This is a genomic window from Oerskovia sp. 140933, assembly GCF_059651515.1.
This window is the reverse complement of the sequence record NZ_JAMXIO010000007.1, coordinates 85704-112688: the sequence shown is the minus strand read 5'-3', so window position 1 is coordinate 112688 and position 26985 is coordinate 85704. Positions and strand designations below refer to the sequence as shown.

General features: G+C 72.4%; 19 protein-coding genes and 1 pseudogene. 12 read left to right on the top strand and 8 right to left on the bottom strand.

Features of this window, described 5'->3' with window-relative positions:
- Window positions 1–6: 6 nt before the first annotated feature.
- Complete coding sequence (locus NHG27_RS06070) at window positions 7–798, top strand: phosphotransferase (protein ID WP_497015177.1); 792 nt, start codon at window positions 7–9, stop codon at window positions 796–798.
- A gap of 22 nt (window positions 799–820) precedes the next feature.
- Here NHG27_RS06070 and NHG27_RS06065 read toward each other — a convergent pair whose 3' ends face one another.
- Window positions 821–1072 carry a hypothetical protein gene (locus NHG27_RS06065; protein WP_193718365.1) on the bottom strand — a complete coding sequence of 84 codons (252 nt, stop codon included), beginning with the start codon at window positions 1070–1072 and terminating at the stop codon, window positions 821–823.
- Between the two features lie 109 nt (window positions 1073–1181).
- On the opposite strand from NHG27_RS06065, the gene NHG27_RS06060 reads away from it, so the two are divergent.
- From NHG27_RS06060 to NHG27_RS06025, 8 genes are all read left to right on the top strand, one after another.
- Window positions 1182–1727, top strand: coding sequence for an NUDIX domain-containing protein (locus NHG27_RS06060; protein WP_497015175.1), 546 nt, complete (start codon window positions 1182–1184; stop codon window positions 1725–1727).
- Window positions 1728–2055: 328 nt separating this feature from the next.
- Window positions 2056–4080, top strand: coding sequence for a hypothetical protein (locus NHG27_RS06055; RefSeq protein ID WP_497015173.1), 2025 nt, complete (start codon window positions 2056–2058; stop codon window positions 4078–4080).
- Window positions 4081–4196: 116 nt separating this feature from the next.
- Window positions 4197–5126 (top strand): cold-shock protein, encoded by a 930-nt coding sequence (locus NHG27_RS06050; protein ID WP_497015170.1) that lies wholly within the window; start codon window positions 4197–4199, stop codon window positions 5124–5126.
- Between the two features lie 345 nt (window positions 5127–5471).
- Window positions 5472–7352 carry a molecular chaperone DnaK gene (dnaK, locus tag NHG27_RS06045; protein ID WP_497015169.1) on the top strand — a complete coding sequence of 627 codons (1881 nt, stop codon included), beginning with the start codon at window positions 5472–5474 and terminating at the stop codon, window positions 7350–7352.
- A complete protein-coding gene (gene grpE / locus NHG27_RS06040) occupies window positions 7349–7981 on the top strand; it encodes a nucleotide exchange factor GrpE (RefSeq protein ID WP_193718370.1) in 633 nt (210 codons plus the stop codon). The genes dnaK and grpE overlap by 4 nt, the downstream gene beginning before the upstream one ends.
- A 184-nt stretch (window positions 7982–8165) precedes the next feature.
- Entirely contained in the window at window positions 8166–9191 is a 1026-nt protein-coding gene (locus tag NHG27_RS06035; RefSeq protein ID WP_497015164.1) for a DnaJ C-terminal domain-containing protein, read from the top strand.
- Between the two features lie 76 nt (window positions 9192–9267).
- Window positions 9268–9759: a heat shock protein transcriptional repressor HspR gene (locus tag NHG27_RS06030; protein WP_497015160.1), complete on the top strand. Its 492-nt coding sequence runs from the start codon at window positions 9268–9270 to the stop codon at window positions 9757–9759.
- Between the two features lie 216 nt (window positions 9760–9975).
- Window positions 9976–10284: a DUF1540 domain-containing protein gene (locus tag NHG27_RS06025; protein ID WP_193718373.1), complete on the top strand. Its 309-nt coding sequence runs from the start codon at window positions 9976–9978 to the stop codon at window positions 10282–10284.
- 79 nt (window positions 10285–10363) lie between these two features.
- Here NHG27_RS06025 and NHG27_RS06020 read toward each other — a convergent pair whose 3' ends face one another.
- Complete coding sequence (locus tag NHG27_RS06020) at window positions 10364–11131, bottom strand: hypothetical protein (protein WP_193718374.1); 768 nt, start codon at window positions 11129–11131, stop codon at window positions 10364–10366.
- A 234-nt stretch (window positions 11132–11365) separates the two neighbouring features.
- Between NHG27_RS06020 and NHG27_RS06015 the strand changes: the two genes are divergently transcribed.
- The gene (locus NHG27_RS06015) at window positions 11366–16633 is read left to right on the top strand and encodes a sigma-70 family RNA polymerase sigma factor (protein ID WP_497015153.1); all 5268 of its coding nucleotides are present in this window, start codon (window positions 11366–11368) and stop codon (window positions 16631–16633) included.
- 71 nt (window positions 16634–16704) lie between these two features.
- On the opposite strand, the pseudogene NHG27_RS06010 reads toward NHG27_RS06015, so the two are convergent.
- The 4 genes and pseudogenes from NHG27_RS06010 to upp all read right to left on the bottom strand — a co-directional run bounded on the left by NHG27_RS06010 (window position 16705) and on the right by upp (window position 20644).
- A pseudogene (locus tag NHG27_RS06010) lies at window positions 16705–17789 on the bottom strand (glutathione S-transferase family protein).
- Between the two features lie 44 nt (window positions 17790–17833).
- Window positions 17834–18829, bottom strand: coding sequence for a hypothetical protein (locus NHG27_RS06005; RefSeq protein WP_497015151.1), 996 nt, complete (start codon window positions 18827–18829; stop codon window positions 17834–17836).
- Window positions 18830–18996: 167 nt separating this feature from the next.
- Window positions 18997–19677: a winged helix-turn-helix domain-containing protein gene (locus tag NHG27_RS06000; RefSeq protein ID WP_497015148.1), complete on the bottom strand. Its 681-nt coding sequence runs from the start codon at window positions 19675–19677 to the stop codon at window positions 18997–18999.
- A 331-nt stretch (window positions 19678–20008) separates the two neighbouring features.
- The gene (upp, locus tag NHG27_RS05995) at window positions 20009–20644 is read right to left on the bottom strand and encodes a uracil phosphoribosyltransferase (protein ID WP_354508913.1); all 636 of its coding nucleotides are present in this window, start codon (window positions 20642–20644) and stop codon (window positions 20009–20011) included.
- Window positions 20645–20677: 33 nt separating this feature from the next.
- Between upp and NHG27_RS05990 the strand changes: the two genes are divergently transcribed.
- Both NHG27_RS05990 and NHG27_RS05985 read left to right on the top strand, forming a co-directional pair.
- A complete protein-coding gene (locus tag NHG27_RS05990; RefSeq protein ID WP_497015146.1) occupies window positions 20678–21268 on the top strand; it encodes a nucleoside deaminase in 591 nt (196 codons plus the stop codon).
- A 230-nt stretch (window positions 21269–21498) separates the two neighbouring features.
- Window positions 21499–23484, top strand: coding sequence for a glycoside hydrolase family 5 protein (locus tag NHG27_RS05985; protein ID WP_497015142.1), 1986 nt, complete (start codon window positions 21499–21501; stop codon window positions 23482–23484).
- A 110-nt stretch (window positions 23485–23594) separates the two neighbouring features.
- On the opposite strand, the gene NHG27_RS05980 is transcribed toward NHG27_RS05985, so the two are convergent.
- Together NHG27_RS05980 and NHG27_RS05975 are read right to left on the bottom strand one after the other, a co-directional pair.
- Entirely contained in the window at window positions 23595–24713 is a 1119-nt protein-coding gene (locus NHG27_RS05980) for a metallophosphoesterase family protein (protein ID WP_497015139.1), read from the bottom strand.
- Window positions 24710–26815 carry a DUF5054 domain-containing protein gene (locus NHG27_RS05975; protein ID WP_497015137.1) on the bottom strand — a complete coding sequence of 702 codons (2106 nt, stop codon included), beginning with the start codon at window positions 26813–26815 and terminating at the stop codon, window positions 24710–24712. The genes NHG27_RS05980 and NHG27_RS05975 overlap by 4 nt, the downstream gene beginning before the upstream one ends.
- Window positions 26816–26985 lie beyond the last annotated feature (170 nt).

Here is a 26985-nt window from a genome sequence, read left to right as displayed (position 1 = left end):
CGCCCGGTGCACCCACCACGACACGTGATCGAGGCCTTCGGGGCCGTCGGGCTCCCCGTGCGGCTCGACGGCGGACGCGGCACCGCGTGGCGCGTCGGGGACACCGTGCTCAAGCCGCTCGACCTGCTGCCCGCCGAGCTCGAGTGGCTGCGGGACCATGCGCCGTCGGGAGGGAGCGGTCCACGGTTGAGCCTGCCGCTCGCAAGCACGTCCGGCGACCTGGTCGTCGACGGGTGGACGGCGTGCCCGGCGCTCGCGGGCGAGCACGTCCCGGGGCGCTGGGCGGAGATCGCGGAGGTCGCGCGGCGCTTCGCCGAGGTGTTCGACGGCGTCGCGCGGCCCGGATTCCTCGACGAGCGCACGCACGCGTGGGCACGGGCGGACCGGCTCGCGTGGGGCGAGGAAGCGGTCCACGTGCCCGACGACGTCCCGCACCTCCCCGCGCTGCTCGCGGCCCGGCGGCCGGTCGCCGAGTCGCCGACCGTCGTCCACGGCGACCTGACGGGCAACGTGCTCTTCGCCGACGGCCTGCCGCCCGCGGTCGTCGACCTCACGCTGTACTGGCGGCCCGTCCGGTACTCCGTGGCGGTCGTCGCGGTCGACGCGGTCTGCTTCGAGGACGCGCCGTCGTCGCTGCTGGAGACGATCGACCCGGGGGACGGGTTCGCTCAGCACCTCGTGCGCGCGCTCGTGTTCCGGATCGCGACGGACTGGTTCAACGAGCTGCCGCTCGACACCCACGACGTGTACGCCGCGACGGTGGGGCGGGTGCTCGACCTGGCTGCGCGCGGGCGGTGAGGTCGGTCTCCGGTCGGAGGCCTCAGCGCGCGCCGGTGACCGTCGCCGCGGGGCGCGGCAGGACCGCCGCGACGACACCCCCGGCGATCGCCAGGACGGGCCCGAGCACGAACGCCGCGACCTCCGCAGGCATCAGCCGACCGACCGACTGCGTCTCGTCCGCGGCGACGCCCTCGGCATAGCCCGTGTACGCGCCCGCGGCGAACAGCAGGGCTCCGCCGATGATCGCGAGCCAGCACAGGCCGAGCACCGTGCGCCGCAGTCCTGGTGTCATCTCTTGTGCCCCCTGTGCGCGTCGCCGGTGATGGCGGGAACCCTAGCGCAGCGGTGGCCGCTGTCAGGCAGGTCTGGAGCGCGGCCCACGAGGCTGCGAGGATGCCCGGATGACCGACGCGGAGACCTGGGACCTGCTCGACGAGCGGGGCGCCCCCACGGGCGAGACGCACCGCCGGGATGATCCGCGGTGGCCGACGAACCGCTTCCACCTCATGGTGGCGACGTGCGTCGTACGGTCCGACGGACTGGTCCTGCTGACCCGTCGGGCCGCGACCAAGGCCTTCCCGTTCATGTGGGAGATCCCCGGAGGCAGCGTTCTCGCGGGCGAGACCGGCGCCCAGGCCGCCGTACGCGAGGTCCGCGAGGAGACCGGGCTCGCCGTCGACGGCAGCGATCTCCGCCGGGTGGGAAGAGGCGCCGAGTCCACCGCGCTGCTCGACGTCTACGTCGCGGCCGTACGAGGTCGCCCGCGCCTCCACCTCGACCCGGCCGAGGTCGATCGCGCTGCCTGGGTCACGTGGAGCGAGGTCGAGACGCACCGCGCCGCCGGGCGGATGCCGGCCCCCTGGGTGGGATGCTTCGCCCCGCTCTGGCCGGACCTCACGAGGGCGGTGGCGCAGGCGGCGCAGGGTGAAGGAGCTTCCGGACCATGACGAGCCGCGAGACGGTGACTCCGGAGAGCCACGCGAGGTAGGTGCGGGGGAGTCCCTGCGCGGGGGCGCCGATCGTGGTCATGACCGTACGATCGAGCCTCGAGCCGGTCGAGGGTCGAACGGGCCCCAGCCGACCTCCTCTGGTACCGGGCCGCCGACGTCGACGGGTTGCGGCGGGTCCTCTCCGTGTGGTCGGTGGCGCGCTCACGAGCCGGTACAGTTCCCGCCGGGTCCCGTTCCCGGTCGTCGTCGACCGGACCCGTCGAGCCGGGGTAGACGGGCTTTCCGCTTCGGCGAGGACGGCGGTGCAGGGGTGGTTGCAGGGCGGGTGCGTCGCACACGGTGGATGCTGCGTGCCGGGTCGGGGGGCGCGTTCGTGTGCGTGCTCCTGCTCGGTACCCCGACGGTCGCGAGTGCAGACCCGGACGACGGGCTGTCCGAGACGTCCCGTACCCGGTACGAGGTCGACGGGGTGGGCCCGGTCCGGGTGACCGTCACGACGACGATCCGCAACGAGCAGCCCGCCGGTGCGCAGTACTTCTACTACTGGGACGAGTACGGGATCCTGCTTCCCGCGGGAGCGGCCGACCTCTCGGCCACGAGCGACGGAGCCGCGCTCGAGGTCACCGTCGAACCGACCGAGGACCCGTCGACGAGCGCAGCCCGGGTGTCGTTCCCGCCGCTGAACTACGGGCGCGAGCGGACCGTCGAGTGGGCCTACACGATCCCGGGGGAGCCGATCCGCTCGGAGGGGTACACGCGCGTCGGCCCCGGATACGCCACGTTCGCGGTCAACGCCGCAGGCGACCCGGGTCAGGTCGTGGTGGAGATCGTCGTGCCCACGTCGATGGACTTCGACAGCACGTGGGACGGATTCACGCCGATCCTCGAGGGCGAGACCCGGACGCACCGCGCTGCCGACAGCACGGACGACTACGGCACGTGGGCGTTCGTCTCGCTGCGCGACCCCGACCAGGCGGAGATGACGACGGTCGAGGTGGGCGGTACGGAGCTCGTGCTGGAGAGCTTCCCCGGTGACACGGAGTGGAGCGGCTTCGTCGCCGAGCAGGTCACCGCAGGTCTGCCGCTCCTCGAGCGCTCGGTCGGCATGCCGTGGCCCGGCGACCTGGAGCGGATCCGCGAGGACGTGTCGCCCGGGGTGCTCGGGTACGCGTGGTTCGACTCGGCGGCCTCGGAGGTCGTCATCCCCGAGGACCTCGACGCCGAGCTGCTGTTCCACGAGCTCTCGCACGCGTGGCTCGACGGTGAGAGCTTCGAGGACCGGTGGTTGTACGAGGGCCTGGCGGAGGTGGTCGGGAAGAGCGTGGCCGCTGAGATCGGGGGACCCGCAGAGCCGTCGCCCGCGCCCGCGAGGGACGCGGCGGACGCCCTGCCGCTCACCGCCTGGGAGGAGGTCGACGTCGACGACGGTGCGGACGCCGTCGAGGAGTACGCCTACGCCGCGGCAGGGGCCGCGATGTCGGAGCTCGTCGGTGGTCTGGACGGCGAAGCCCTCGGGTCGCTCGTCGCGGCCGCCCACGCGGGCGAGAGCGCGTACGACGAGCCCGGCATCCTCGACCACCCGGGCCGGACCGACGGACGTCGTTTCCTCGACCTCGTCGAGCTGCGCGGTGGGGTGGCCGAGGCCGAGGCGACGTACCGGACGTGGGTCGCCGATGCCGCCGAGCTGGCGCTGCTCGACGCGCGGGCCCCGGCCCGCGCGGCGTACGTCGTCCTCGACGAGGCCGACGGCGCGTGGTTGCCGCCCGCGGGGCTGCGCGCCGCGATGACGGACTGGGCGTTCGAGGACGCCGAGGCGGCCCGGCAGGAGATCGGCGCCGACGCGGCGGCATCCGCCGGGCGCGTGCAGCAGGCTGCGGATGCCGCCGGGCTGCCGGACCCGGCCGCCGTGCGCGATCAGTACGAGAGCGCGGAGAGCGCAGAGGAGTACGCGGCGCTCGTGACCGTACTGCCGCGCGCGGCCGAGGTCGTGGGGGAGGTGGGCGACGCGATGGCCTCCGCCTCGGGTGGCGGCCCGCTCGCGGGCCTCGGGCGAGGGCTCCTGGACGTGGACGGCGCCGTCGACGGTGCCCGGGCCGCACTCGACGACGGACGGCTGGACGACGCTTCGAGGGTGGCCGGTGACGCCTCGTCCCGTGCCGCCGTCGCGCCGTGGCTCGGTGCCGGCGCCGTGGTGCTCGTGCTGGGTGCGCTCGGCGGTGGCCTCGTCGTCCTGCTGCGCCGCCGTCGTCGCCGGACCGTGAGCGCGGTCGAGGCCGCGGCGCCGGTGGCTCCGTCGAACGACGGTCCCGGTCGGTCGGCTGACGTCGACACCGGCGAGGGGCCGCAGTGATCTGAGGGTGATGCAGGTCGTGCCGGCGGCCGGGTGGCGGCTGGACTCACCTGTCCACCGTTCTGCCGGGGGGACAATGGGAGACAGCAACGTCTGCCGAGAAGAAGGAGTCCCACGTGCCCCAAGGAACTGTTCGATGGTTCGACGCCGACCGAGGGTTCGGTTTCATCGACCTCGGGAACGACGCCGAGGACCTGTTCGTGCATGCGTCCGAGATCCTCGGTGACGACGGACCGAAGGTGCTCCGCGAGGGGCAGACCCTCGAGTTCGAGGTGGGCGAGGGAGACCGTGGCCCGCAGGCGCGCCGCGTCCGTGTCACGGGCGACCGTCCCGCCGACGCTCCCATGGGCGTGCTCGGCACCGTCAACTGGTACGAGCCGACCAAGGGCTACGGGTTCGTCACGCCCGACGACGACCGCACCGAGATCTTCGTGCACAGCTCGGCGATCGTGGGGGGCGGTGTGATCTCGGAGGGCCAGCGGGTGGCGTTCCTCGTCGTCGACGGCGAGAAGGGGCCGCAGGCCGACCACCTGCTGCCGCTCAGGGCCGAGGCCGCACGGCCGGCCTCGGACGGCGCGGACGGCACGGTGTCCTGGTACGACGAGGTCAAGGGCTTCGGGTTCGTCGCCCCCGACTCCGGTGGCGGCGACGTGTTCGTCCACGTCAGCGCGCTCGGCTCGGGTCTGACCGAGCTCTCCGAGGGAGACCGCGTGACGTACGACGTCGTCGACGGCGACAAGGGGCCGAACGCCCGCAACGTGCAGCTCGCGCGCGGCTCCGGCGGCGGACGCGGCGCCGTGGACCGTGGACGGCCGGGCCGTCCCGGGGCATCCGGTGGGCCCGTGCGTGGAGGCGAGGGCACGGTCGCCCGCTACGACGAGGAGCGTGGCTTCGGCTTCATCACCCCCGACGACGGGGGCCTGGACCTGTTCGTGCACGTGTCGGTCGTGCGGGGCGACGAGGTCCTGGAAGAGGGCGACCGGGTCCGGTACAAGGTGCGCCAGAGCGACCGGGGACCGCAGGCGGACGGCGTCGAGCTGATCTGAGCGAGGGGCGGGCGGCCTGTCTGAAACCCAGGGCGCTCGTCCCGTTCCGCGTGGGCGCCCTGCTTCTCCGTCGGCGCAGCCACCGTGCACCGTCGGGAATACTCCCCTCCGTCCCAAGGTTGAGCCTAGTGGACTCAAGTTCGGCCGTCCCCGCTTGCGCAGCGGCACCGACCGGCATAACTTGAGTGAGGACGACTCAACCGGCAGCCGGGTGGCGACACCCACACCGGGGCAGGGGAAGGTCCGGGCGTGCGCGCCATGACGCGCCGCCGGGCAGGGAACCACCACGGTCTGCCGCACGGACATCGCACACGTAGCAGCACCAGCAACAACGGAGGCACGAACATGGCACGAGCGGTCGGAATCGACCTGGGCACCACCAACTCGGTGGTCGCCGTCCTCGAGGGTGGGGAGCCCACCGTCATCGCGAACGCCGAGGGCGCTCGCACGACCCCGTCGGTCGTCGCGTTCTCGAAGACCGGCGAGGTCCTCGTCGGCGAGATCGCCAAGCGCCAGGCGGTCACCAACGTCGACCGCACCATCACGTCGGTCAAGCGCCACATGGGCACCGACTGGTCGGTCGAGATCGACGACAAGAAGTACAGCGCGCAGGAGATCTCCGCGCGCGTGCTCGGCAAGCTGAAGCGCGACGCCGAGGAGTACCTGGGCGAGCCCGTCACGGACGCGGTCATCACGGTCCCGGCGTACTTCAACGACGCCGAGCGCCAGGCGACCAAGGACGCGGGGCAGATCGCGGGCCTCAACGTCCTGCGCATCATCAACGAGCCCACCGCTGCCGCTCTGGCCTACGGCCTGGAGAAGGGCAAGGAGGACGAGCTCATCCTCGTCTTCGACCTCGGTGGTGGGACGTTCGACGTGTCCCTGCTCGAGGTGGGCAAGGACGAGGACGACTTCTCGACCATCCAGGTCCGTGCGACCTCGGGTGACAACCGCCTCGGTGGCGACGACTGGGACAACCGGATCGTCGAGCACCTCATCCAGCAGGTGAAGAACAGCTCGGGCGTGGACCTGTCCAAGGACAAGATCGCGCTCCAGCGTCTGCGTGAGGCTGCCGAGCAGGCGAAGAAGGAGCTGTCGTCCGCGACGAGCACCAACATCTCCATGCAGTACCTCTCGATGAGCGAGAACGGCCCCATCCACCTGGACGAGAAGCTCACGCGTGCTCAGTTCCAGCAGATGACGCAGGACCTCATCGACCGGACCAAGGCGCCGTTCCACGCGGTCATCCGTGACGCCGGCATCTCGGTCAACGACATCGACCACGTCGTGCTCGTGGGTGGTTCCACCCGTATGCCCGCCGTGACCGAGGTCGTCCGGGAGCTCACGGGCGGCAAGGAGCCCAACAAGAGCGTCAACCCGGACGAGGTCGTCGCCGTCGGTGCCGCACTGCAGGCCGGTGTCATCAAGGGCGAGCGCAAGGACGTCCTCCTGATCGACGTCACCCCGCTGTCCCTGGGCATCGAGACCAAGGGTGGCGTGATGACCAAGCTCATCGAGCGCAACACGGCCATCCCGACCAAGCGCAGCGAGGTCTTCTCGACCGCCGAGGACAACCAGCCGTCGGTGCTGATCCAGGTCTTCCAGGGTGAGCGCGAGTTCGCCCGCGACAACAAGCCGCTGGGCACGTTCGAGCTCACGGGCATCGCCCCGGCGCCGCGCGGCCTGCCGCAGATCGAGGTCACCTTCGACATCGACGCGAACGGCATCGTGCACGTCGGCGCGAAGGACCGCGGCACCGGCAAGGAGCAGAAGATGACCATCACCGGTGGCTCCGCGCTGCCGAAGGAGGACATCGACCGCATGGTCAAGGAGGCCGAGGAGCACGCGGCCGAGGACAAGAAGCGTCGCGAGGAGGCGGAGACCCGCAACCAGGCCGAGGCGTTCGTGTACTCGACCGAGAAGCTCGTCGCGGAGAACAAGGAGAAGATCCCCGCCGACGTCGTGACCGAGGTCGAGGCCGACATCGCGTCGGTCAAGTCCGCGCTCGAGGGCGAGGACGCCGAGGCCGTGAAGTCCGCCCACGAGAAGCTCCTGGCCTCGAGCCAGAAGATCGGCGAGGCGCTGTACGCCTCGGCCGAGCAGGAGCAGGCGGCGGGCAACCAGAGCGCGGCTGACGCGGACGCCGCTGCGGCTGCCGGCGCGCCCTTCGCGCCCGACGAGGACATCGTCGACGCGGAGATCGTGGACGAGGACGACAAGAAGTGACGAGCGACGCCCAGGGCCCCGAGGAGCGCAACGGCTCCGAGGACCAGCCCTTCCAGTTCACGGACAAGCGCAAGGTGACCCCGGAGGGGCAGCCCAAGGAGGCTGCCCCCGAGGGGGCCGGCTCGGCCGGGGACGACGCCGAGCAGGACCCGCTGGCCGGGCTCGACTTCGAGCCCACCGGCGAGGCCGGGGACGACGCAGCCCTGCTGGCTGCGCAGTCCGAGGCGGCGGCCCACCTCGACGCGCTCCAGCGCGAGCGGGCCAGCTTCACCAACTACCGCAACCGGTCGCTGCGTGACCAGGAGGCCGCGCGCGTCAAGGGCATCGAGGACGTCCTGGCGGCGCTCCTCCCGGTCCTCGACGACATCGACCGGGCGCGCCAGCACGGCGAGCTCGACGGGCCGTTCGTCGCGATCTCCGACAAGCTCGACGCGAGCCTGGCGAAGTTCGGCATCGAGCGCTACGGCGCGGTGGGCGAGGAGTTCGACCCGGCCGTGCACGAGGCGCTCATGCACCAGGTCGACCCGGCCGCGACGTCGGCCACGGTCAACATGGTCATCGAGCCGGGCTACCGGATCGGCGAGAGGATCGTGCGCGCGGCGCGCGTGTCGGTCGTCGGACCGGAGTAGGACGGCAGGTGGGTGCGGTGTCCTGAGGGACGCGGCACCCACCGGACCCGGAGGCCCGACGACGGAGCCCACCTTCCGCGTGAAGGTGCGGCTCCGCCGTCGGGCACCGGGAGCAGGACACCGATGGACGTAAGCAGGAACTGCCGGCCCCGGGGCCGGTGACACACCGATGAGAGGAGGCGCCTTGACCGGTCAGGACTGGATCGAGAAGGACTTCTACGCCGCGCTGGGCGTCCCCAAGGATGCCGACGACGCCGCGATCAAGAAGGCGTACCGCAAGCTGGCCCGCACCTACCACCCCGACCAGAACCAGGGGGACGCGAAGGCCGAGGCCAAGTTCAAGGAGATCGGGGAGGCCTACGCGGTCCTGTCCGACCCCGAGCAGCGCCAGCAGTACGACGCGATCCGGGCCATGGCCGGCGGGGGCGCCCGCTTCTCCGCAGGAGCCGGCGGTCCCGCCGGTGGAGCCGGGGGGTTCGAGGACATCTTCGGCGGCATGTTCGGCGGTGGCGGTGGCGGCGGTGGCGGCGGAGGCCGCGTGCGGTACTCCACCCAGACCGGCGGAGGCGGCGGCTTCGAGGACATCCTCGGGTCGATGTTCGGCGGCGGGGGAGGCCAGACCGGCTTCCGCCCCAACGCCGGGTACCAGCGCCCGCAGCCCGGCGCGGACGTGCACTCGTCGGCGACGCTCGGGTTCCGACCCGCGGTCGAGGGGTCGACCGTCAACGTCACGACCGAGGGCCGCACCATCACGGCCCGCATCCCGGCGGGGGTGCGCGACGGCCAGAAGATCCGGCTGCGCGGCAAGGGCCGCCCCGGTGTCGCGGGCGGACCGCCCGGCGACCTGGTCATCACGGTGCACGTCACGCCGCACCCCGTGTTCTCGGTCGACGAGAAGCACAACCTGCGCCTGACGGTCCCCGTGACGTTCGCGGAGGCCGCGCTCGGCTCGACCATCGAGGTCCCGACGCTCGACGGCAAGCCCGTCAAGGTCAAGGTCCCCGCGGGCACGCCGTCCGGCCGGACGCTGCGCGTCAAGGGCAAGGGCGTCAAGACCGCCAAGGCGACGGGCGACCTGCTCGTCACGATCCAGGTCGTCGTGCCGCAGAAGCTCTCGAAGACCGCCAAGGAGGCCGTCGAGGCGCTCGCCGCGGCGACCGACGGCGAGGGCGACGTGCGGTCCGACGTGTTCGCGCGCGCAGCAGACTAGGGGACTGGTAGCGGTGCTGCGGGTCGGACCCGCGGCACGGACCGGTCGGAGCACGAAGCAGCGAGAGGAGGCAAGCATGGCCAGGAACGAGTCGCCCGCAGGGAACCACCTGCCGTTCAACGCGTACGACGACGCCCCCGTGCTCGCCATCTCGCAGGCCGCGGTGCTCGCGGGGATGCACCCGCAGACCCTGCGCCAGTACGACCGCCTGGGCCTCGTGACGCCGCGACGCACCATGGGTCGGGGGCGCCGGTACTCGCAGCGGGACGTCGCCAAGCTGCTCGAGGTCCAGCAGCTCTCCCAGGAGGAGGGCATCAACCTGGCGGGCATCCGTCGGATCCTGGCGCTCGAGGAGCAGGTGGGTCGCCTGGAGGCCCGGCTCGACGCGATCTCGACGCAGCTCGAGGGAGGCCGCGTGTTCGCGGCGGGGGTGAGCGGCGACGTCGTCATGGTGCCGCGCGGACGCCGGGTCCGGCGCCGCAGCGCGGAGGACGTCGGGCGCGTCGTCGGCGGGCAGGACACCGAGACCCGGGCGCTCGTCCTGTGGCGGCCCGGGCGCGGGGACTGACCCTCTGTCGACGTGCCCGGACAGGACGATCCACGGCCCGGCCCGCAGCATCCGGATTCCCGCGACGAGCATTTACGTGCGTTCCGCGTCACGTAAAAATGGCGGAATTCCGCCGAAGTGAGTGAGGCCTTGCTTCCTGTACAAGGGATGCGGCAAGGAATACCGTGAAGGAAATGCACGGTTGAACGCCCTCCCCTTCGAGCAAGGAGAAGTCCCATGAGCAGCCTGATGGAGTTGCCCCAGGTCGTCGAGTGTTCGATCGACGGCTGCGGATACAACCACGAGCACGGCTGCCACGCCGGCGCCGTGACGATCGCCGCGCACGGCACCGACGCCGAGTGCGCGACGTTCATCCCGCTGACCGCCAAGGGCGGCCTGGAGAAGGTCATCGCCCACGTCGGCGCCTGCCAGCGGGGTGAGTGCGCGCACAACGAGGCGCTCGAGTGCAACGCCTCCTCGATCCGCGTCGGAGCCGGACCTCAGGGTGCCGACCACGCGGACTGCCTCACCTACGCCCCCCGCTGACCCTCGCGCCGACCCGGCGCGCCCCCTCGACGCCCCGCTCGTCCCTCGCCGGACGACGGGGCGTCGAGGCGTGGTGGCGTCAGCGCGACAGATCCTGGAGCATCCTGGCGGCGTCGGCGTGCTGCGGGGGAAGCGGCTCGACCCAGATGCGGGGAGGCCGACGGAGGATCGCGGTCACCCCGAACGTGAGGGCCGTGCGCTCGATCCTGTGCCGGAGCTCGGCGCGCAGCGGGGCGAGGTCGGTCGTGCGCACGCAGAGCGCGGCGTAGATGCCCCCGCCGAGGGTCGCCACGGGATGTCCGAGCCCGAAGGTCTCGGAGAGGACCTTGCCCATGGCCGCCGCGCGAGCGACCTTCTGCCACCCGTCGATCCGCTCGATCGCGACGTCCACCATGACGAGGCAGTGGGTGGTCGAGGCCGGCGCCCCGAGCCGGTCGGCCACCCCGTACGTCTCCTGGAGGCGCTGGACGAGGTACGGGACCGTGACGAGACCGGACCGAGGGTCGGTGGTCGGCGGGGCCCCGGGGACCAGCTCGTTCCCCACCGCCCACCCGGTGCTGATCGCCCGCAGCACGCGTACGTCGGGGGCCGTGCCCCAGAGGTCGAACAAGCAGGTGAGGTCGTCGATCGTCTCGCCGATGCTGATGCCGTCGCGGCCGCGGGCCTCGCCGAGCCGCTCTGCTGCGGGAGCCGGGCACCTGGCGTCCGTGATGGCTTCGACGAGCGCCTCGACGGCAGGGTGGTACCAGTCGCCAGGCCGCAGCCAGACGCTGTTCGTGCTGGCCGCCTGCCACTCGTCGAGCAGCGAGGCGACGGCTGGCTCGGGGTAGCCAGGTCGTAGGTCCATACCCATGAGACGTCCGGACCCGTCCCTCATGACGCGACAGCGGCCGTCCGGTTTATCTTTCATCCGCTCGACACACCGGCGCATATGCAGCACACTCGGCCCGTTCTGTCATCCTGAGAAGCGGACAAGAAGGGTGAAGTGCGGGTGAGACGTAGGCAACACCATGCACTCTGCCGTCTAGGATGAGCGGGAGAGCCTCACCTGCTGATGAGGCGGAGTCAGAGGCGGTAGGGCATGACCCAGGTCGAGACGTCGAGGGACGATGCTGCGACGAGTGACGCCGAGCTGATCACCGCTGTCCGTGCGGGGGACTACACGGCGTTCGGTGCGCTCTACGAGCGGCACGCCGCCGCGGCCCGCACCGTCGCGCGCCAGTACGTCCGCTCGGGCTCCGACGCCGATGACATGGTCTCGGAGGCCTTCGCGAAGGTCCTGGGGATCCTGCAGGCGGGCGGGGGACCTGACGTCACGTTCCGCGCCTACCTCTTCACCGTCGTCCGACGCCTGTCCTACGACCTCACGAACGCAGGCCGACGGACCCAGCCCACCGACGACATCGAGACCTTCGAGAGCGCGTTCGGTCCCATGGCGTCGACCGAGGACCCCACGCTGGAGGGTTTCGAGCGCTCTGTCGTGACGAAGGCCTACCAGGGCCTGCCCGAGCGGTGGCAGGCCGTCCTCTGGTACACCGAGGTCGAGGAGATGACCCCGGCGCAGATCGCCCCCCTGCTCGGGCTCACCGCGAACGGCGTCTCGGCGCTCGCCTACCGGGCACGTGAAGGGCTCCGCCAGGGGTACCTCCAGCAGCACCTGACGGGTGCGAGCAGCGCGGGCTGCGAGGGCGTCAACCCTCTGCTCGGGTCCTACGTCCGCGGCGGTCTCGCGAAGCGCGAGACGGGCAAGGTCGACGCGCACCTCGAGGAGTGCGGAGAGTGCCGCGCGCTCGTGCTCGAGCTCGGCGACGTCTCGCACGGCATGCGCGCCGTCATCGCACCGCTCGTCTTCGGGGTCGCGGGTCTGGGCCTCGTCGGGACGGCGCTCCCGCTCGCGGGCGGTGCCGCCGTGGGTGCCGGTGCAGGTGGCGTGACCGGCGCCGGTGGCGGGGCGACGGGTGCTGGTGCGGGCGGCGGAGCGACCGGCGCGGGTGCCGGTGGCGGGGCTGCCGGGGCCACGGGCTCAGGCGCTGCCGCGGGCGGTGGGAGCGTCGCGGCAGGAACCGGCGCCGTGGGCGGCGGAGCTGCGGGCACGGGTGCCATGGGCGGTGCCGCCGCGGCGGCGGGTGCGGCGGCGTCCGGCGGCGGGTTGGGTGCCGCGGCTGCGGTCGGCGCGGTCGGAGCCACCGCCGCGGTCGGCACCGGAGCGGTCGCTGCTGCTGGTGCGACCGGCCTGGCGGCCTTCATCGCGGCGTCGCCCCTGATCGCTGCGGCGGTCGGGGTGGTCGCGGTCGCTGCGGTCGGTGCCGGCGTCGTCGCCGTGTCCGGCGGCTTCTCGACCACCCCGCCACCGAGCGCCGGGTCCTCGCCGGACCCGTCGGCGACGACCTCCCCGACCGGCGATCCCTCGGTCGCGCCGACCGGAGACCCCGCCCCGACCCCGAGCGGCGACCCCACGGCTCCCACGAACACGACCCCTCTCGAGGCGGCGCCGGCCGAACCGGCGACCCCTGCCGCACCGCTCCCGACCGAGGGCACGACGGTCGGGAACACTGCTCCGGAGCAGCCCGGCACGCTCCCGCTCACGCCTCCCACGATCCTCGTGCCGCCCACCACTCCGTTGGTCCCCGTCGTCCCGATCGTGCCCGGCACTCCGGATCCCGTCGTCCCGGTGACCCCTCCGGCCCCGGCATCGCTCGACCTCACGTTCGCCCCGCTCACGCTCGCGGCCCGCGACCCGGAGGACCTGACCGTCACGGCGTCCAACGCGGGCGGTACGTCCGCGGAGGAGGTCGTGGTCGACGTGACGCTCCCGGCCGACGTGTCGGTCGTGACGTCGACGGTCACGTCCGGACGTGGTGTCGTCCCGGCGATCAGGCTGGCTGCTCTGCCGTGCGGTCCGGCGGTCCCCGGGGAGGGGGGCACGTCGCTCGTGTCCTGTTCCGTGGGCGTGCTGGCACCCGGTGAGAAGAAGGACCTCGTCGTCACGGTCCAGGCCTCGCGCGGCGGGGAGTACACCTTCGACGGTGCCGTGCACGGCAAGGGCCTGAGCCCGGTGAAGAAGACGTATGCCCCGGCCCCCGTGCCCGCCTACGGCCCGGAGATCGACCTGGCGACGCCGGTCGTCGGGACCCTGGTCAACCCGGGCGCGACCTCGGTCCGTCTCACGGCCCGCAACACCGGTGACGTCGACGCGCAAGGCGTCACGTTCGCGGTGGGCAGGCTGCCCGACGGCGTGACCGCCCAGGCGCTGACCGGCGGGTGGGGCTGCACGACGGCCGGCGCGTCCCTCACGTGCGCGAACCCGCTCGCATCGCTCCCGGCACCCGCCAAGGGGGGGAGTTCGGGTCCGCCCGTGACCCTCGACGTCCAGCTCGTCGCGGGCGACGGCGCCCAGCAGTCCACGACGGGTTTGAGCTTCTCCGCGACCACGGGCGCGAGCCTGAAGGACTCGGCGAGCGCCGACCTCGCGGTCGGCGAGCCGTGGGCGGGCGCGACCCGGGTCGTCCCGGCGGGCGCCAAGGTCGCCCCGCAGTGCGTGGGCGACAGGGCGACGCTTGCGTTGCGCGGGGTGGGCAACACGACGTCCTACGACGACCTGAAGGCGCGCCTCGACGCGGTGGGTTCCGTCTCGGAGGTGGCATTGCCGCGGGAGGGCAGTGCTTCCCTGGTGATCGACGACGGCTACCGCTTCCCGGCGGGCAGGGCGGCCCTGACGCTGACGACGACGGTGGCAGGCGTCGAGCACAGCCGCATCGTTGATCTCGGCGAGGGCGGCGCGTTCGCCGGGCTCGACTGTTACCGGGTGCCGGACGGAGACTGGCTGTCCTCGGCAGACGTCGTCGCTGAGAACGACGGGGGGACCGTCCGGCTCGTGGGGCGGGCGAAGAATGTCTCGGGGACGCCGATGGAGGTGCGGATGCTCGCGCCGAAGGGCCTGGCGGGCGTCGACGACTCAGCGACTCTGACGCTCGAGCCAGGCGGCGTGCCGAGCACGTTCGTCATCGACACCGGCCTGACCGTGGTCGATGCCGGCAAGATCACGTTCCGGCAGAGCCGGTGGGTCAAGGACGTCGGGCCGGGAGACGACGCCGAGTCCGACGCCAAGGAGTACACGCACACGACCAGTGCGGCGCTCGAACGGGCCGAGATCGCGCCCATGTCGACGGCCGCGGTCGGGCAGTGCAGCTACGACGCGGACGCCCTCGCATCCACGGCCCCGGTGACGCTGACGCTCGACAACAAGTCCTCGTCGCTGCCCGTGCCGTTCTCGGTCGACGGGGAGATCCCGGTCGTGGTGGAGCCCGGCCAGGTCGCCACGGTGACAAGGTCGGTCGGCTATGCGGGTGCGACGTTCGTGGTGCTGGCCGATGGGCGTCGGATCGCCGGTCATGAGGTTGCTGGTGTGAGCTGCTATGTGCCGTCGTGGTCGCGGGAGGTGTCGGTCGTTGCGGAGAACGTGGGTGGTCAGGTGCGGTTGACCGGCACGGTGGTGAACTCGACGGCTGAGGCGATGGATGTGCAGATGTTTGCTCCGAAGGATCTGGGGGTGGCGGACTCGGAGAAGGTCACGGTGGCTGCGGGGGAGAGTGCGTCGTTCGTGATCGACACGGGTCGTGGGTCGGTCCATGCCGGGCAGGTCACGTTCCGTCAGGACCGGTGGGTGGTGGAGCAGGGGTCGGCGGGCCAGGAGTATTCGCACGTGGAGTCGGCGTCGTTCGACGGGGCGGTGATCGCTCCGACGGTGGCGGCTCCGACGGTCGGGCAGTGCACCTATGACGCGGCGGCAGGTGCGTCGGTCGCGGACGTGGTGTTCGTGTTCGACAACTCGGCGTCGACGTTGCCGGTGGAGTTCGGTGTCGTCGGGCAGGACGGGCTCGGTGCGGTGGTCGGTGCGGGGCAGTCCAGGACGGTGAGGGCTCCGGGCTTGTTGCGTGGGTTGGAGGCGCAGGAGTTCGTGGTGCTGGCCGATGGGCGTCGGATCGCCGGTCATGAGGTTGCTGGTGTGAGCTGCTATGTGCCGTCGTGGTCGCGGGAGGTGTCGGTCGTTGCGGAGAACGTGGGTGGTCAGGTGCGGTTGACCGGCACGGTGGTGAACTCGACGGCTGAGGCGATGGATGTGCAGATGTTTGCTCCGAAGGATCTGGGGGTGGCGGACTCGGAGAAGGTCACGGTGGCTGCGGGGGAGAGTGCGTCGTTCGTGATCGACACGGGTCGTGGGTCGGTCCATGCCGGGCAGGTCACGTTCCGTCAGGACCGGTGGGTGGTGGAGCAGGGGTCGGCGGGCCAGGAGTATTCGCACGTGGAGTCGGCGTCGTTCGACGGGGCGGTGATCGCTCCGACGGTGGCGGCTCCGACGGTCGGGCAGTGCACCTATGACGCGGCGGCAGGTGCGTCGGTCGCGGACGTGGTGTTCGTGTTCGACAACTCGGCGTCGACGTTGCCGGTGGAGTTCTCGGTCGACGGCCACGCCCCGGTCACGCTGGTGCCGGGTGAGATCACCACGGTGAACGACTCGGTCGGCTACCAGGGCGGCACCTTCACGGTCCTGGCCGACGGCCGCGCGATCGCGACCCACGCCGTCCCCGGTGCGAGCTGCTACGTCCCCGACTGGTCGGCGCAGCAGACGGCCCGGTCGGAGGTCGTCGACGGCAGCGCCATCCGGATCGTCGGGTCCTACACGAACAAGTCCAAGGGGCCTGTGCGGGTCCAGATGTCCTCGAAGACGTATGGCGACACCGGACCAGCGGTCACCGTCCCCGCGGGAGCCACCCAGGAGTTCTCCCTGGCGACGGGCGTCCGCGTCCTCCCGCCGGGATCGGTCGAGTTCACGCAGTCGGTCACGGCCGACGGCACGCCGCGCACGAACAAGGTGACGGCCCGGTACGAGGCCGCGCGCTACGAGACGTACGCCCCGACGGTCGGCGTTCCGATCCTCGGTGTCTGCTTCTACGACGAGCAGCAGCAGCAGTCGTACCGTCCCGTGACGTTCGTGTACGACAACATGGCTTCGTCGGCGGCCGTGACGTTCCACGTCGAGGTGGACGGGGTGCTCGCCCCGGAGACCCAGCGCGTGGTGCAGAACCAGAAGCGGGTGCAGCTCAAGGTGCCCAGCGTCCCGGAGGCTGGGGCGTCCTACCGCGTGGTGACGGACACCGGCCACTCCTGGACGTTCGAGGTCGCGGGCCAGACGTGCCTGCCGACGTGGCGGTGGACCGAGCTGTACGCGAAAGGCGACAGGGTGACCTACGACGAGCAGCACTACGTCGCGAAGGCCCGGAACATCGCTGTCCTGCCCTCGATCGGCAAGGGCTACTGGAAGCTGGAGAAGGGCGGGTCCGACGACTGACCCGGACCCTGGGGGCGGGGGAGGGGCTGGGGCACGCGCCCCAGCCCCTCCGTCGTCCGGGGCAGACCGCGTCAGCCCTGAGGCCTCGCCGCCTGCGGCTCCCCCTCGACGGGCACGGCGAGCGGGGCGAGGTGGTAGGACGCGAGGTCGGTCGCGGCGGTCGGTGCGCTGCCGTCCCCGAACGGTGATCCACCGAGGGCCTCGCGGCCGTGCGGGTGAGCCAGCCGGACAGGTCGGGACCGTCGGGCACGATCCCGCTGGGGTTGAGCTGGGAGTGCACCCGGTAGTAGTGGTGCTTGATGTGCTCGAAGTTCACGGTGTCGCCGAACCCGGGCGTCTGGAACAGGTCACGCGCGTACCCCCACAGGACCTTGTCCTCGGTGATCTTGTTGCGGTTCGTCTTGAAGTGGCCGTGGTAGACCGCGTCGAAGCGGACGAGCGTCGTGAAGAGCCGCACGTCGGCCTCGGTGATGTGGTCGCCCACGAGGTAGCGCCGCTCGGACAGCCGGTCGGAGAGCCAGTCGAGGCGCTCGAACAGGATCCCGAACGCCCTGTCGTACTTCTCCTGCGAGTCGGCGAACCCGGCCCGGTACACGCCGTTGTTGACGTCGAGGTAGACCTTCTCGGCGACGTCGTCGATCTCGTCGCGCCACGCCTCGGGGTAGAGGTCGGGGGCGCCGGGGCGGTGGTGCGCGGTCCACTCGGTCGACAGGTCGAGCGTGATCTGCGGGTAGTCGTTGGTCACGAGCAGGCGCGAGGGGACGTCCACGATCGCGGGCACGCTCACGCCGCCGTCGTCCTCGGGGTCGCGCGCGAGGTAGTGCTCGGCGAGGAAGCGCGAGCCGAGCTCGGGGTCCACCCCGTCGCGGTCGAGCGTGAAGCGCCAGGACCGGGAGTCCTGGATCGGGTCGACGATCCCCAGCGAGATCGCGCCCTCGAGCCCGAGCAGCCGGCGCACGATGATCGACCGGTGCGCCCACGGGCACGCGAGGCTCGCGACGAGGCGGTAGCGCCCGGCCTCGACGGGCCACCGGCCCTGCTCGTCGCCCTGCCCGCCGGGCCCCGAGCCGCTGTCCGCGGTGATGCGGTCGGTGAAGTGCGGGCCGCGGCGCTTCCAGCCGCGGGGGACGGGGTTCGATCCGGTGGTGTCGCTCATGGACCGAACCTACGCCGGGCCCTGGGCGTCCGCAGCGACCCGGGTCACGGGGCGGGTGTGACGTCCGTCCGGACCGGTCGCAGGCGGGACCCGACCACCCGGGACGTGCCGTCGTCGTGCACCTCGACGAGGACCGTGACGGTCTGCGTGACTGTCCATGCGGACAGGCTCACGCCCGCGGGGACGGTGCCGAGCGTGTCGGTCGCGGGGGTGGGCGCGGTCCAGCCGTCGGTGAGCGTCACGGTCTGGGTGCACTCGACGGACGCGAGCGCGAAGATCCCCTCGGCGGCCACGAGCCACGCCGGTTCCGGGCCCTCGTACGCGCACGACCGCTCCTCGGTCCCGCTCTCGGGCGAGAGGCCGGGGACGGGGAAGCCCTGGGTGTGCGCGGTCGCGAGCTGGTCGGCGTCGGTGACGTCGAGCGTGGGTGCTGCCTGCCCGGTGAGGGCGAACCCGAGCACGTCCTCGAGGGCGTCGTCGCCGCGGGCGCGCGCGGCGTCGTCGGGCCCGACGGCGGAGCCTCCCGCGAGCACGGGCTGCGGCAGGGCGACGGCCGGGTCGGTCGCGAGCTGGTAGGTCAGGAGCCAGGGCGCGTCGGCCGACGCCCGGGTGAAGAACGTGGACTCGACGAACTCGCCGTCGGAGGCCGCGGGGTCGCCTGCCGCGCGCAGGGAGTAGAACCACCTCGTAGTCGCGGCCGCCGCGGGGGCGGCGATCGTTCCCGACGTCGAGGCGTACGGCGCGACCGGCGGGAGTCCCTGCGCGACCTGGGTGGCGAACGCGAACGCCGAGGAGCGGAGGACGGGTCCGGTCGCGACCTGCGCGAGGGCCTCGGCGTCCTGCGCCTCGTTCGCGGCGCTGCGCGCCGTGGTGAGGGCGGCGAACAGGTCGTCGGCGGCCGCTCGGTCGATCACGGGGTCGGGCTGCGGCGCGGGTGCTGCCGAGACCCCGGAGGCCACGCACCCCGACAGGAGGGCGACCGCGGTCGTCGCCCCGACGAGGCCTGCGAGGGTGCGGGCGGTGGGACGTGGCGCAGGCACGACGGCAGGGACCTCACGGGACGGGACGGGCGGACGTGCTCATCCAACCCCGAACGGGCGTCTCGACCAAACGGGTCCAGGCGTCGTCCCCGTGGGTGTCGTGCTGCCGGGCCGGGCGTGGTCCCCCCACGAGACCGTCGGTGCCCGGCCCGGCAGCACACCGGTCCTCAGGCGGCGTCCCCCGAGCCGCTGAGGACGACGTGGGTCTGCGGGTCGAACCGGTAGCCGAGCCCGCGGACGGTCGTGATGACGTGCTGGAGGCCGAGCTTCTCGCGGAGCCGGCGCACGTGGACGTCGATGGTCCGGCTGCCGTCGCGCACGGCGTCGGACCCCCAGACCGTCGCCAGGAGCTCGTCCCGGGTCACGACGCGGTGCGCCGAGCGGGACAGGTGCGTGAGGAGCTCGAACTCCTTGTAGGTGAGGCGTTGCACCGACCCGTCGACGGTCACGCGGCGCCCCACGGGGTCGATGACGACGCGCGGGACCGGCGACAGCGCCGCGAGGCGGTCGCGGAACGCGTTGACGTCCCCCAGCGCTGCGAGGTCCGGGTCCGGGGTGGGAACCTCCGCGCGTCTCGCGGCGACCCGGCCTCGCGCCTTGCGGCGTCCCTCGTCGACGATCTGCTCGTGCTGGTCGGTCGCGGGCTCGGACAGGGTGAGGGCCGTGTAGGTCTCGGCGTCGGGCAGCCACTCGCTCGCGAGCTCGCCCAGGGCCTCGGCGAGCTCGACGAGCTCTGCCTGAGGGTGCTCCCCGGCGGCGGCGTCGACGCCGACGTACAGGACGAAGCCGGGGTGGTTGCGGCGGTGGGGTGCGTGGGGTCGAGCGTTCTGGGGGGGCAGCGTGGTCATGCGAGTCTCCGTGGGTCTTCCCGCTCGACGGCCGGGGCCGGAGCGGCGCCGACGACGGTCGGCAGGGTTGTCAGAGGACTGAGCGGGTCAGGCCGGACAACAGACGCAGGAGGACATGCCGAGGACCGGGCGCCGGTCGGCGCCTCGGGAGCTCAGCGAGGGGGACATGAGGCGAGCATGGCAGCGGGGCGCGGGGTCGCCAAGAGGAAGAGTCAGGAATCTCACTGGGCGAGACTCGAAAATGGGACGGACGTGACGTCGTCGGGCACCGGGCGCAGGGCGGGCCGCCCGGAGGTCCCGGCAGCCCGCCCCGAGGTGCGACGCGCGAAGGTCAGACGACCCCGTACAGGCGGTCGCCCGCGTCACCCAGGCCGGGCACGATGTACGCCTTCTCGTCGAGGCGCTCGTCCACCGCGGCCACGACGAGCTGGACGTCGACGCGGTCTCCGATCGCCTTCTCGAGGACCTCGATGCCCTCCGGGGCCGCGAGCAGGCACACGGCCGTCACGTCGCGGGCGCCGCGCTCGAACACGTAGTCGATCGCCGCGACGAGCGTCCCGCCCGTCGCGAGCATGGGGTCGAGCAGGAACACGTGGCGACCCGTCAGGTCGTCCGGGAGGCGGTTGGCGTACGTGACGGCCTCGAGCGTCTCCTCGTCGCGCTGCATCCCCAGGAAGCCGACCTCGGCCGTGGGCAGCAGGCGGGTCATGCCCTCGAGCATCCCCAGGCCCGCGCGCAGGATCGGCACGACGAGGGGGCGCGGCTCGGCGATGCGGACCCCGACGGTCGTGGTGACCGGGGTCTGGACCTCGTGGGGCTCGACCCGGACGTCCCGCGTCGCCTCGTAGGCCAGCAGGGTCACGAGCTCGTCCACCAGGAGGCGGAAGGTCGGGGAGGCGGTGTCCTTGTTGCGGAGGACGGTGAGCTTGTGGGCGACCAGCGGGTGGTCGGCGACGTGCAGGCGCATGCTCCGAGGGTACCGCCCGGTAGCCTCAGGAGCATGGTCCCCGACGACGTCGCCCCCGCCACCGAGTCCGGCGCCGCAGCACCGGGTGCCGACGGCTCCGCGCCCGGTGCCCCCGGGCTCGAGCTCCCGTGGGCGGCCGGGACGTTCCCGCCCGACACCGTCACCGCACGCCGCGCCGTGTGGGACGAGCTCATGGGGCTCGCGCTGCACGAGGCGAGCCACGCGCTGGCCTCGGGAGACGTGCCCATCGGTGCGCTCGTCGTCGGGCCGGACGGGCGTCTGCTCGGGCTCGGCCGCAACCGGCGCGAGGAGATCGGCGACCCCACGGCCCACGCCGAGGTGCTCGCGCTGCGCCAGGCCGCGGCCACGCTCGGCTCGTGGCGCCTCGAGGGGTGCACCCTCGTCGTGACGCTCGAGCCGTGCGCCATGTGCGCCGGGGCGACCACGCTCGCGCGGGTCGAACGCCTCGTGCTCGGCGCCTGGGACCCCAAGGCCGGCGCATGCGGCTCGGTGTGGGACATCGTGCGCGACCGGCGCAACCCGCACCGCGTCGAGGTGATCGGCGGAATCCGCGACGTCGAGTGCGGCGACCTCATCCGGGAGTTCTTCGAGACGCAGCGCTGACGACGCTGACGGCGCTGACCGCGCCGGCGGTCGCGCCCGCGCGCACCTGCTGCGCCGTGTCGTGACCTTCCGTCCGGACGCAAGATGTTTGCGTTGCCAGAATGTCGGATGTTTACGTTGACATCCCTGAGGGGGCCCACCTAGCCTGACCGCATCAGGTCGCGGAGCCGAGGCCCTCACGGGCCGTCGGGCACCGCGACGGGCAGGACACGAACAGAGAGGTTCGCAGCATGCAACGTCGCATCACGCGGCTCGCGGTGGCACTGGTCGCGGTCGGGCTCACGGCATCGGTCGTGAGCCCGACGGCGGCCGCACCCCCCGCGCCGGCCACCCCGGCCACGTCCCCGACGTCCACCACGTCCACCACGTCCGCCGGAGGAGGCGTCCCGGTCCTGACCGGGCCGGAGCTCGCGGCGTCGTGGGACGCGCCGCTCAGCACCCGCGGCCGGTACGTCGTCGACGCGGACGGGGAGCGGTTCAAGCTCAGGTCCGCCAACTGGGACGGTGCCCAGGGGCACTGGACCGGCAGCGGCGACCGGAACGACCCCGCCAACCACAACAGCGGCATCAGCCACGACATCCCCATGGGCCTCGACCGGGTGCCGATGGCGACCCTCATGAGCGACTTCCACGGGCTCGGGATCAACAGCATCCGCCTGTCGTACTCCAACGAGATGCTCGGCATGACGGCGCCCGTCCCCGACGTCGCCGTGACGGCCAACCCGCAGCTGCGCGGCATGACGCCCCTGCAGGTCTTCGACGAGACCGTCGAGGCGCTCACGGCCGACGGGTTCGCGGTCATCCTCAACAACCACACCACGACGTCGCGCTGGTGCTGCGGTGCCGACGACGGCAACTCGAAGCCCTACAGCAGCCAGACGATCGAGAAGTGGGTCAGCGACTGGGTCATGCTCACCGAGCGCTACGCGGACAACCCCCGCGTCGTCGGCATGGACCTGCGCAACGAGGTGCGTCGCGACATCCTCGACGACCCCAACTGGGGCATGGGGGACAAGAACGACCTGTACAAGTCCTACCAGCAGGCCGGGATCGCCATCCAGAGGGCGAACCCCGACGTGCTCGTCATCATGGAGGGCATCAACTGGCAGGGGATCCCGCTCGACGGCTTCTTCCACGACCGCCCGCACCTCAAGCCCGTCGCCAACCTCTCGAACACCCTCCCGTACCCGGACAAGCTCGTCTACGCGGCGCACATCTACGCGTACACCGGTCCGCGGCACACCGGGGCCACCGGGCTCGGCGAGACCCACGACCCCCGCTACCGCGACCTCAGCGCGAGCGAGCTCGCGGCAGAGGTGAAGAGGGCCGCGGCGTTCGTCACCACGGCGAACCAGCACTACACCGCCCCCGTGTGGTTCAGCGAGTTCGGGATCGGCTCCGCGAGCGACACCAGCGCCCTCGACAAGGCGTGGTGGACGAACTTCACCGACATCCTGGTCGCCAACGACAGCGACTTCGCCGCCTGGCCGCTCGTGACGCACGCCCGGGACGACGGCACCTTCGTCGACGGCTACTCGCTCCTGGCCTACAAGGCCGACGGCACCCGGCTGAGCATCGCCGACGACTGGCGCTACCCCCAGTGGAAGAAGCTCGTGAGCACCACCGCGAAGAGCGGCCCCGTGGCGTCCGTGCCGCGCTGGAACATGCTCGGCAGCGGCAGCCACTCGCCCGACACCAACGCCTCGGCCCTCATGAACACGCGCCCCGACTGGGACCCCGGGCAGTGGAAGGGGACGTGCCCCGACTCGCAGCGCCTCGTCGGCGTCGCGCGCAGCACGAACCGCGGGCTGTGCACCGACACCCTGCAGCCGGCCGTGACGACGGCGCGCACCGTCGTCGCCAACGAGGCGCACGTGCAGAACGACTGGGCGAGCGGCTACAGCAAGCTGCAGTGCCCGGCCGGGGAGCTGGCCGTCGGCTTCAGCCTCACGATCGGCACGACCAACAAGTGGTCGACCTCGAAGCTGCTCTGCGCGAAGAGCCGGACGGCGCTGCCCACGAGCCAGGGACGCACCGTCTGGTTCGACCAGGGGGACGACCGGCCGGTCGGCGGCGGGTCGACCGCGAGCGACTGGGCGCCCGGCAAGCACAAGGGTCAGTGCGCCGACGGTGAGTACCTCGCCGGCATCGCCTTCACCTGGAAGTGGAGCCACGGCGGCGTGCCCGACGCGCTCCTCTGCAAGCCGCTGGGCTGACGCCGGGGTGGACGACGAGGGGCCGGGTCGCGCGTGCGACCCGGCCCCTCGCCGTCGGCCCGTCGACGGCCCGTCGACGGCCTGGTGCCGGCCCGACGGCGGAGCCCGCGTCAGGCGAGCGGCGGCAGCCGGACCTCGCGCAGCACGGTGCCGGCGAGGTCGCGCATCGTGAGGACGAGCCCGTCGGGCGACGCCTCGCCGTCGATCCACGCGGCGGCCTCGTCGGACGTCGGGTCGGCGTCCGGTCCGCCGCTGACGAGCTGCGCGTACGGCAGCTCCTCGGTCGCGGGGAGCCAGGCCTGGTAGTGCGTGTGGCCCGACACGACGACCTGGGCTCCCCACCCGACGAGCGCGTCGTGCCAGGCGTCGCGGCTCGCGCGACTGAACCAGTCGTAGCCCTCGGCGTCGTAGTCGACGACGCTCTCGTCGACCCACCGCAGGGGGATGTGGCAGAACACGACGCGGTACGGAGCGCCCGCGATCTCGGGGCGCGCCGTGACCTCGCGCAACCACGCGGCCTGCTCCGCGCGCAGGGGCTCGAACGCGACCCTGCCCTCGAAGGTCGGGTGAGCGTCGGGCTTGTCCTCGCCCGTGTGCAGCACGACGCACGCGACCGGACCGACGCGGAACGCCGTGAACGGCCGCCCCTCCGGCGTGGCCACGAAGTCCTCGAGCTGGTACGCCCAGGTTCCCCGCACGTCGTGGTTGCCCACGACGATCGAGAGCGGACGACCGTCGCTCACGTCCAGGCCGGCCGGGTCGAGGACCGTCGAGGTGAACCACGACGGGTCCTTCCAGTCGTTGCAGAGGTCGCCGTTCCACACGAGAACGTCTACCTCGGGGGTCGCCTCGTGCAGCGCCCGCAGGGTGTCCTCACGTTGGTGGGTGTCGTTCCACACGGCGAAGCGCGCGGTGTCGGACGTGCCGTCGAGCGTGCGCGCCGTCTTCCAGGCGCTCTCGTGCCGCGACCCCGCGGCGCCGACCTCCTCGGTGACCGCCCGGAGACGGACGGTGGCGCCCGTGGGCAGCCCGCCGACCCGCACGCGCAGCACCCGGTCGCCCTGCGGAACCATGCCGAACGCGTCGCCCGTGACGAGGCCGCGCGAGCCGTCGTCGGCCTCCCACTCGACCCGTCCGCGGCACAGCCGGCTCACGCCCCACACGACCTCGAAGCCGTCGGTGCGGGGGGCCATCACCACCGGGGGGCTGGTCACGAGCGCGGTGGTCATCGGGCACCTCCGAGGTCGAGCAGGAAACGGAAGCGCAGGTCGTCGTCGATCCACATGGTGAAGTTGGTTCCCCAGACGTTGTTGTGAAGGTTCACGTGGAAGCCGTCCTCCGGATCGGGCACGGCGTCGTCGAAGCGTAGGAGCGCAGGACGCCCGACCGCGACGAGGGCCGCGTCGAGCGGGCGCAGCGAGAAGGTCCGCGCTGCGGTGTGCGTGACCTCCGCCACGGCGTGCATCCTGCGGTTGCCGTTGCGCACGACGTGCTGCGGGTCGACCGGCGTGTCGATCTTGGTGAGTCTCCAGTCGCCCGGACCCGTGCGCGGACGGAAGCCCAGCCAGCTCGCCTCGGGCAGCCGGGAGGCGTCCTTGTCCTGCAGGTCGAGCGTCACGGTGATCGGGCCGGGCCCGGCGGGAAAGGCGTACGTCAACCGGATGTCTCGCGGCGCGCCCCACGTCTCGCACGCGGCGTCGGGCAGCGCGAGGTGCACGGACAGGAGCTCGTCGGCACCGTCGGTGCCGACGGAGCCGTTGGTGCCGTCGGCCGAGCGCTCGACCGAGACGACGCGGGGTGCGAAGGTCGTGGCCGGCAGCCGGTCGGCGATCGCGAGGCCAGGCTTCGACTGGTCGGGCACGGCCCACAGGGCGTTCTCGTCCATGTCCCGGCAGTACTCCCGCATCCACCGGGCCTCGTCCCGCTCGTCGAACGTCTCGTAGCGGTAGGCCCCGAGCGGGTGCTCGGGCCCAGCCCACTGGACGCCGTCCGCGTCGACGAGCGAGACGATCGCTCCGTCTGCGCCGAGGCGGACCCGGTAGGTGCCGACCTGCTGCTCGGCATCGAGGTCGACGGGCGTCCCGCCCGGTCGGGCGCCGGGGTCCGGACGGGTCTCGGCGATCGCGGCCTCGGCCTCGGCCCGGCGCTCGGGCGAGAGCGCCGCGAGCGCGCGGTCGAGGTGAGCGCGCTGCTCGGCCCACGAGCGCTCGAACGCGGAGTACGCGAGGCCCTGCGGGCTCGGGTGCTCGGTGTACGCCCAGGCGTACTCGTCGAACGCGGCGGGGTTCCGGGCGGGGTCGACGACGTCGGCCGCGCGGGCACGCGCGAAGTCGGCCTTCTCGTAGCTCACGTAGTCGGGCAGGTAGGTCTTGAGGTCCTCGCCCCAGGTGTGCTCGGGCACGAGCAGCAGGCCGTCGCTGAAGGCGTCGCACTCGGGCGTGCCGGGGGCGAGGTCCCCGGACGCGACCCAGCGGGTGCGCAGACGCAGCAGCGCCCGCAGGCGTGCGGTCTGCACCGGGTCGCTCGCGACTCCGTGGATCCAGGAGTCGCCGATCTCCCGCTCGAGCACCGGCAGGCTCGCCCGGGCCGCGACCGCCTCCCGGCTGAACGCGTCGAGCGTCGAGGCGATCACGCGGGCACCCGGGTACGCCGCCTGAAGGTCGGCGAACAGCGCCTCGACGTCCTCAGCGGGCGGAGGCCCGAAGTTGTCGCCCGTGTGCGCGAGGTGGAGGGCGTGCGTGCCGCCGGGCACGACCGCCACGCCGAGCTCGGTCGCCCCGTAGCTCTGCGCGTAGTTGACGACCACCTCGCTGCCGTCGGGAGCGCGCCAGACGAAGAACTCGGGGACCTCCGGTACGGCCGAGGCCCCGTTGACCCCGATGTGCAGGAAGTCGAGGCCGCCACGGGCGAGGAACGGCACGAGGCCGATCGTGTGCCCCGGGACGTCCGTCATCTTCGCGGCCCGGGTGCTGTGCCCGAAGCGCGCGTCGAGCGCCCGGCCGATCGCGATGCCGTGCTCGACGAGGCCGGCGTCCATGAGCTCGGTGTGCGTCGTCATCGGCAGCCCGTGCCAGGTCACGTGGCCCGCGCGGACCGCTCGCTCCAGGGCCGACCGCTCCGCGGGCTCGCCGAGCCGCAGCGCCTCGTGGATCAGCCACGAGCCGGTCGTCCACAGGAACCGGGCGGGCCCGCCCCGACGCTCGAGCTCCTCGGCCAGCGCGACGGCGCGCGGCAGGTACTCGTGCACGTACCGGTCGGTGACGTTCGCGGCGGTGTCGGTGAAGCCCAGGTCGAGGTGGGTCTTGAAGACGACGTGGACGGTGGTGATCACGAGTACCTCCGGACGGTGGTGGCGCAGCGGGGGGTGCGGGTGTCCCCGCGCGCGGACCGCGCCCTGGAAACAGAGGGGTCGAGGTCTGTCGCCTGCATTCGTTACTCCTTCGTGACGTGCGGCAGCTCCGGGCTGTTTGCGTAAACATCATCGTTGCTTATATCGTGCTG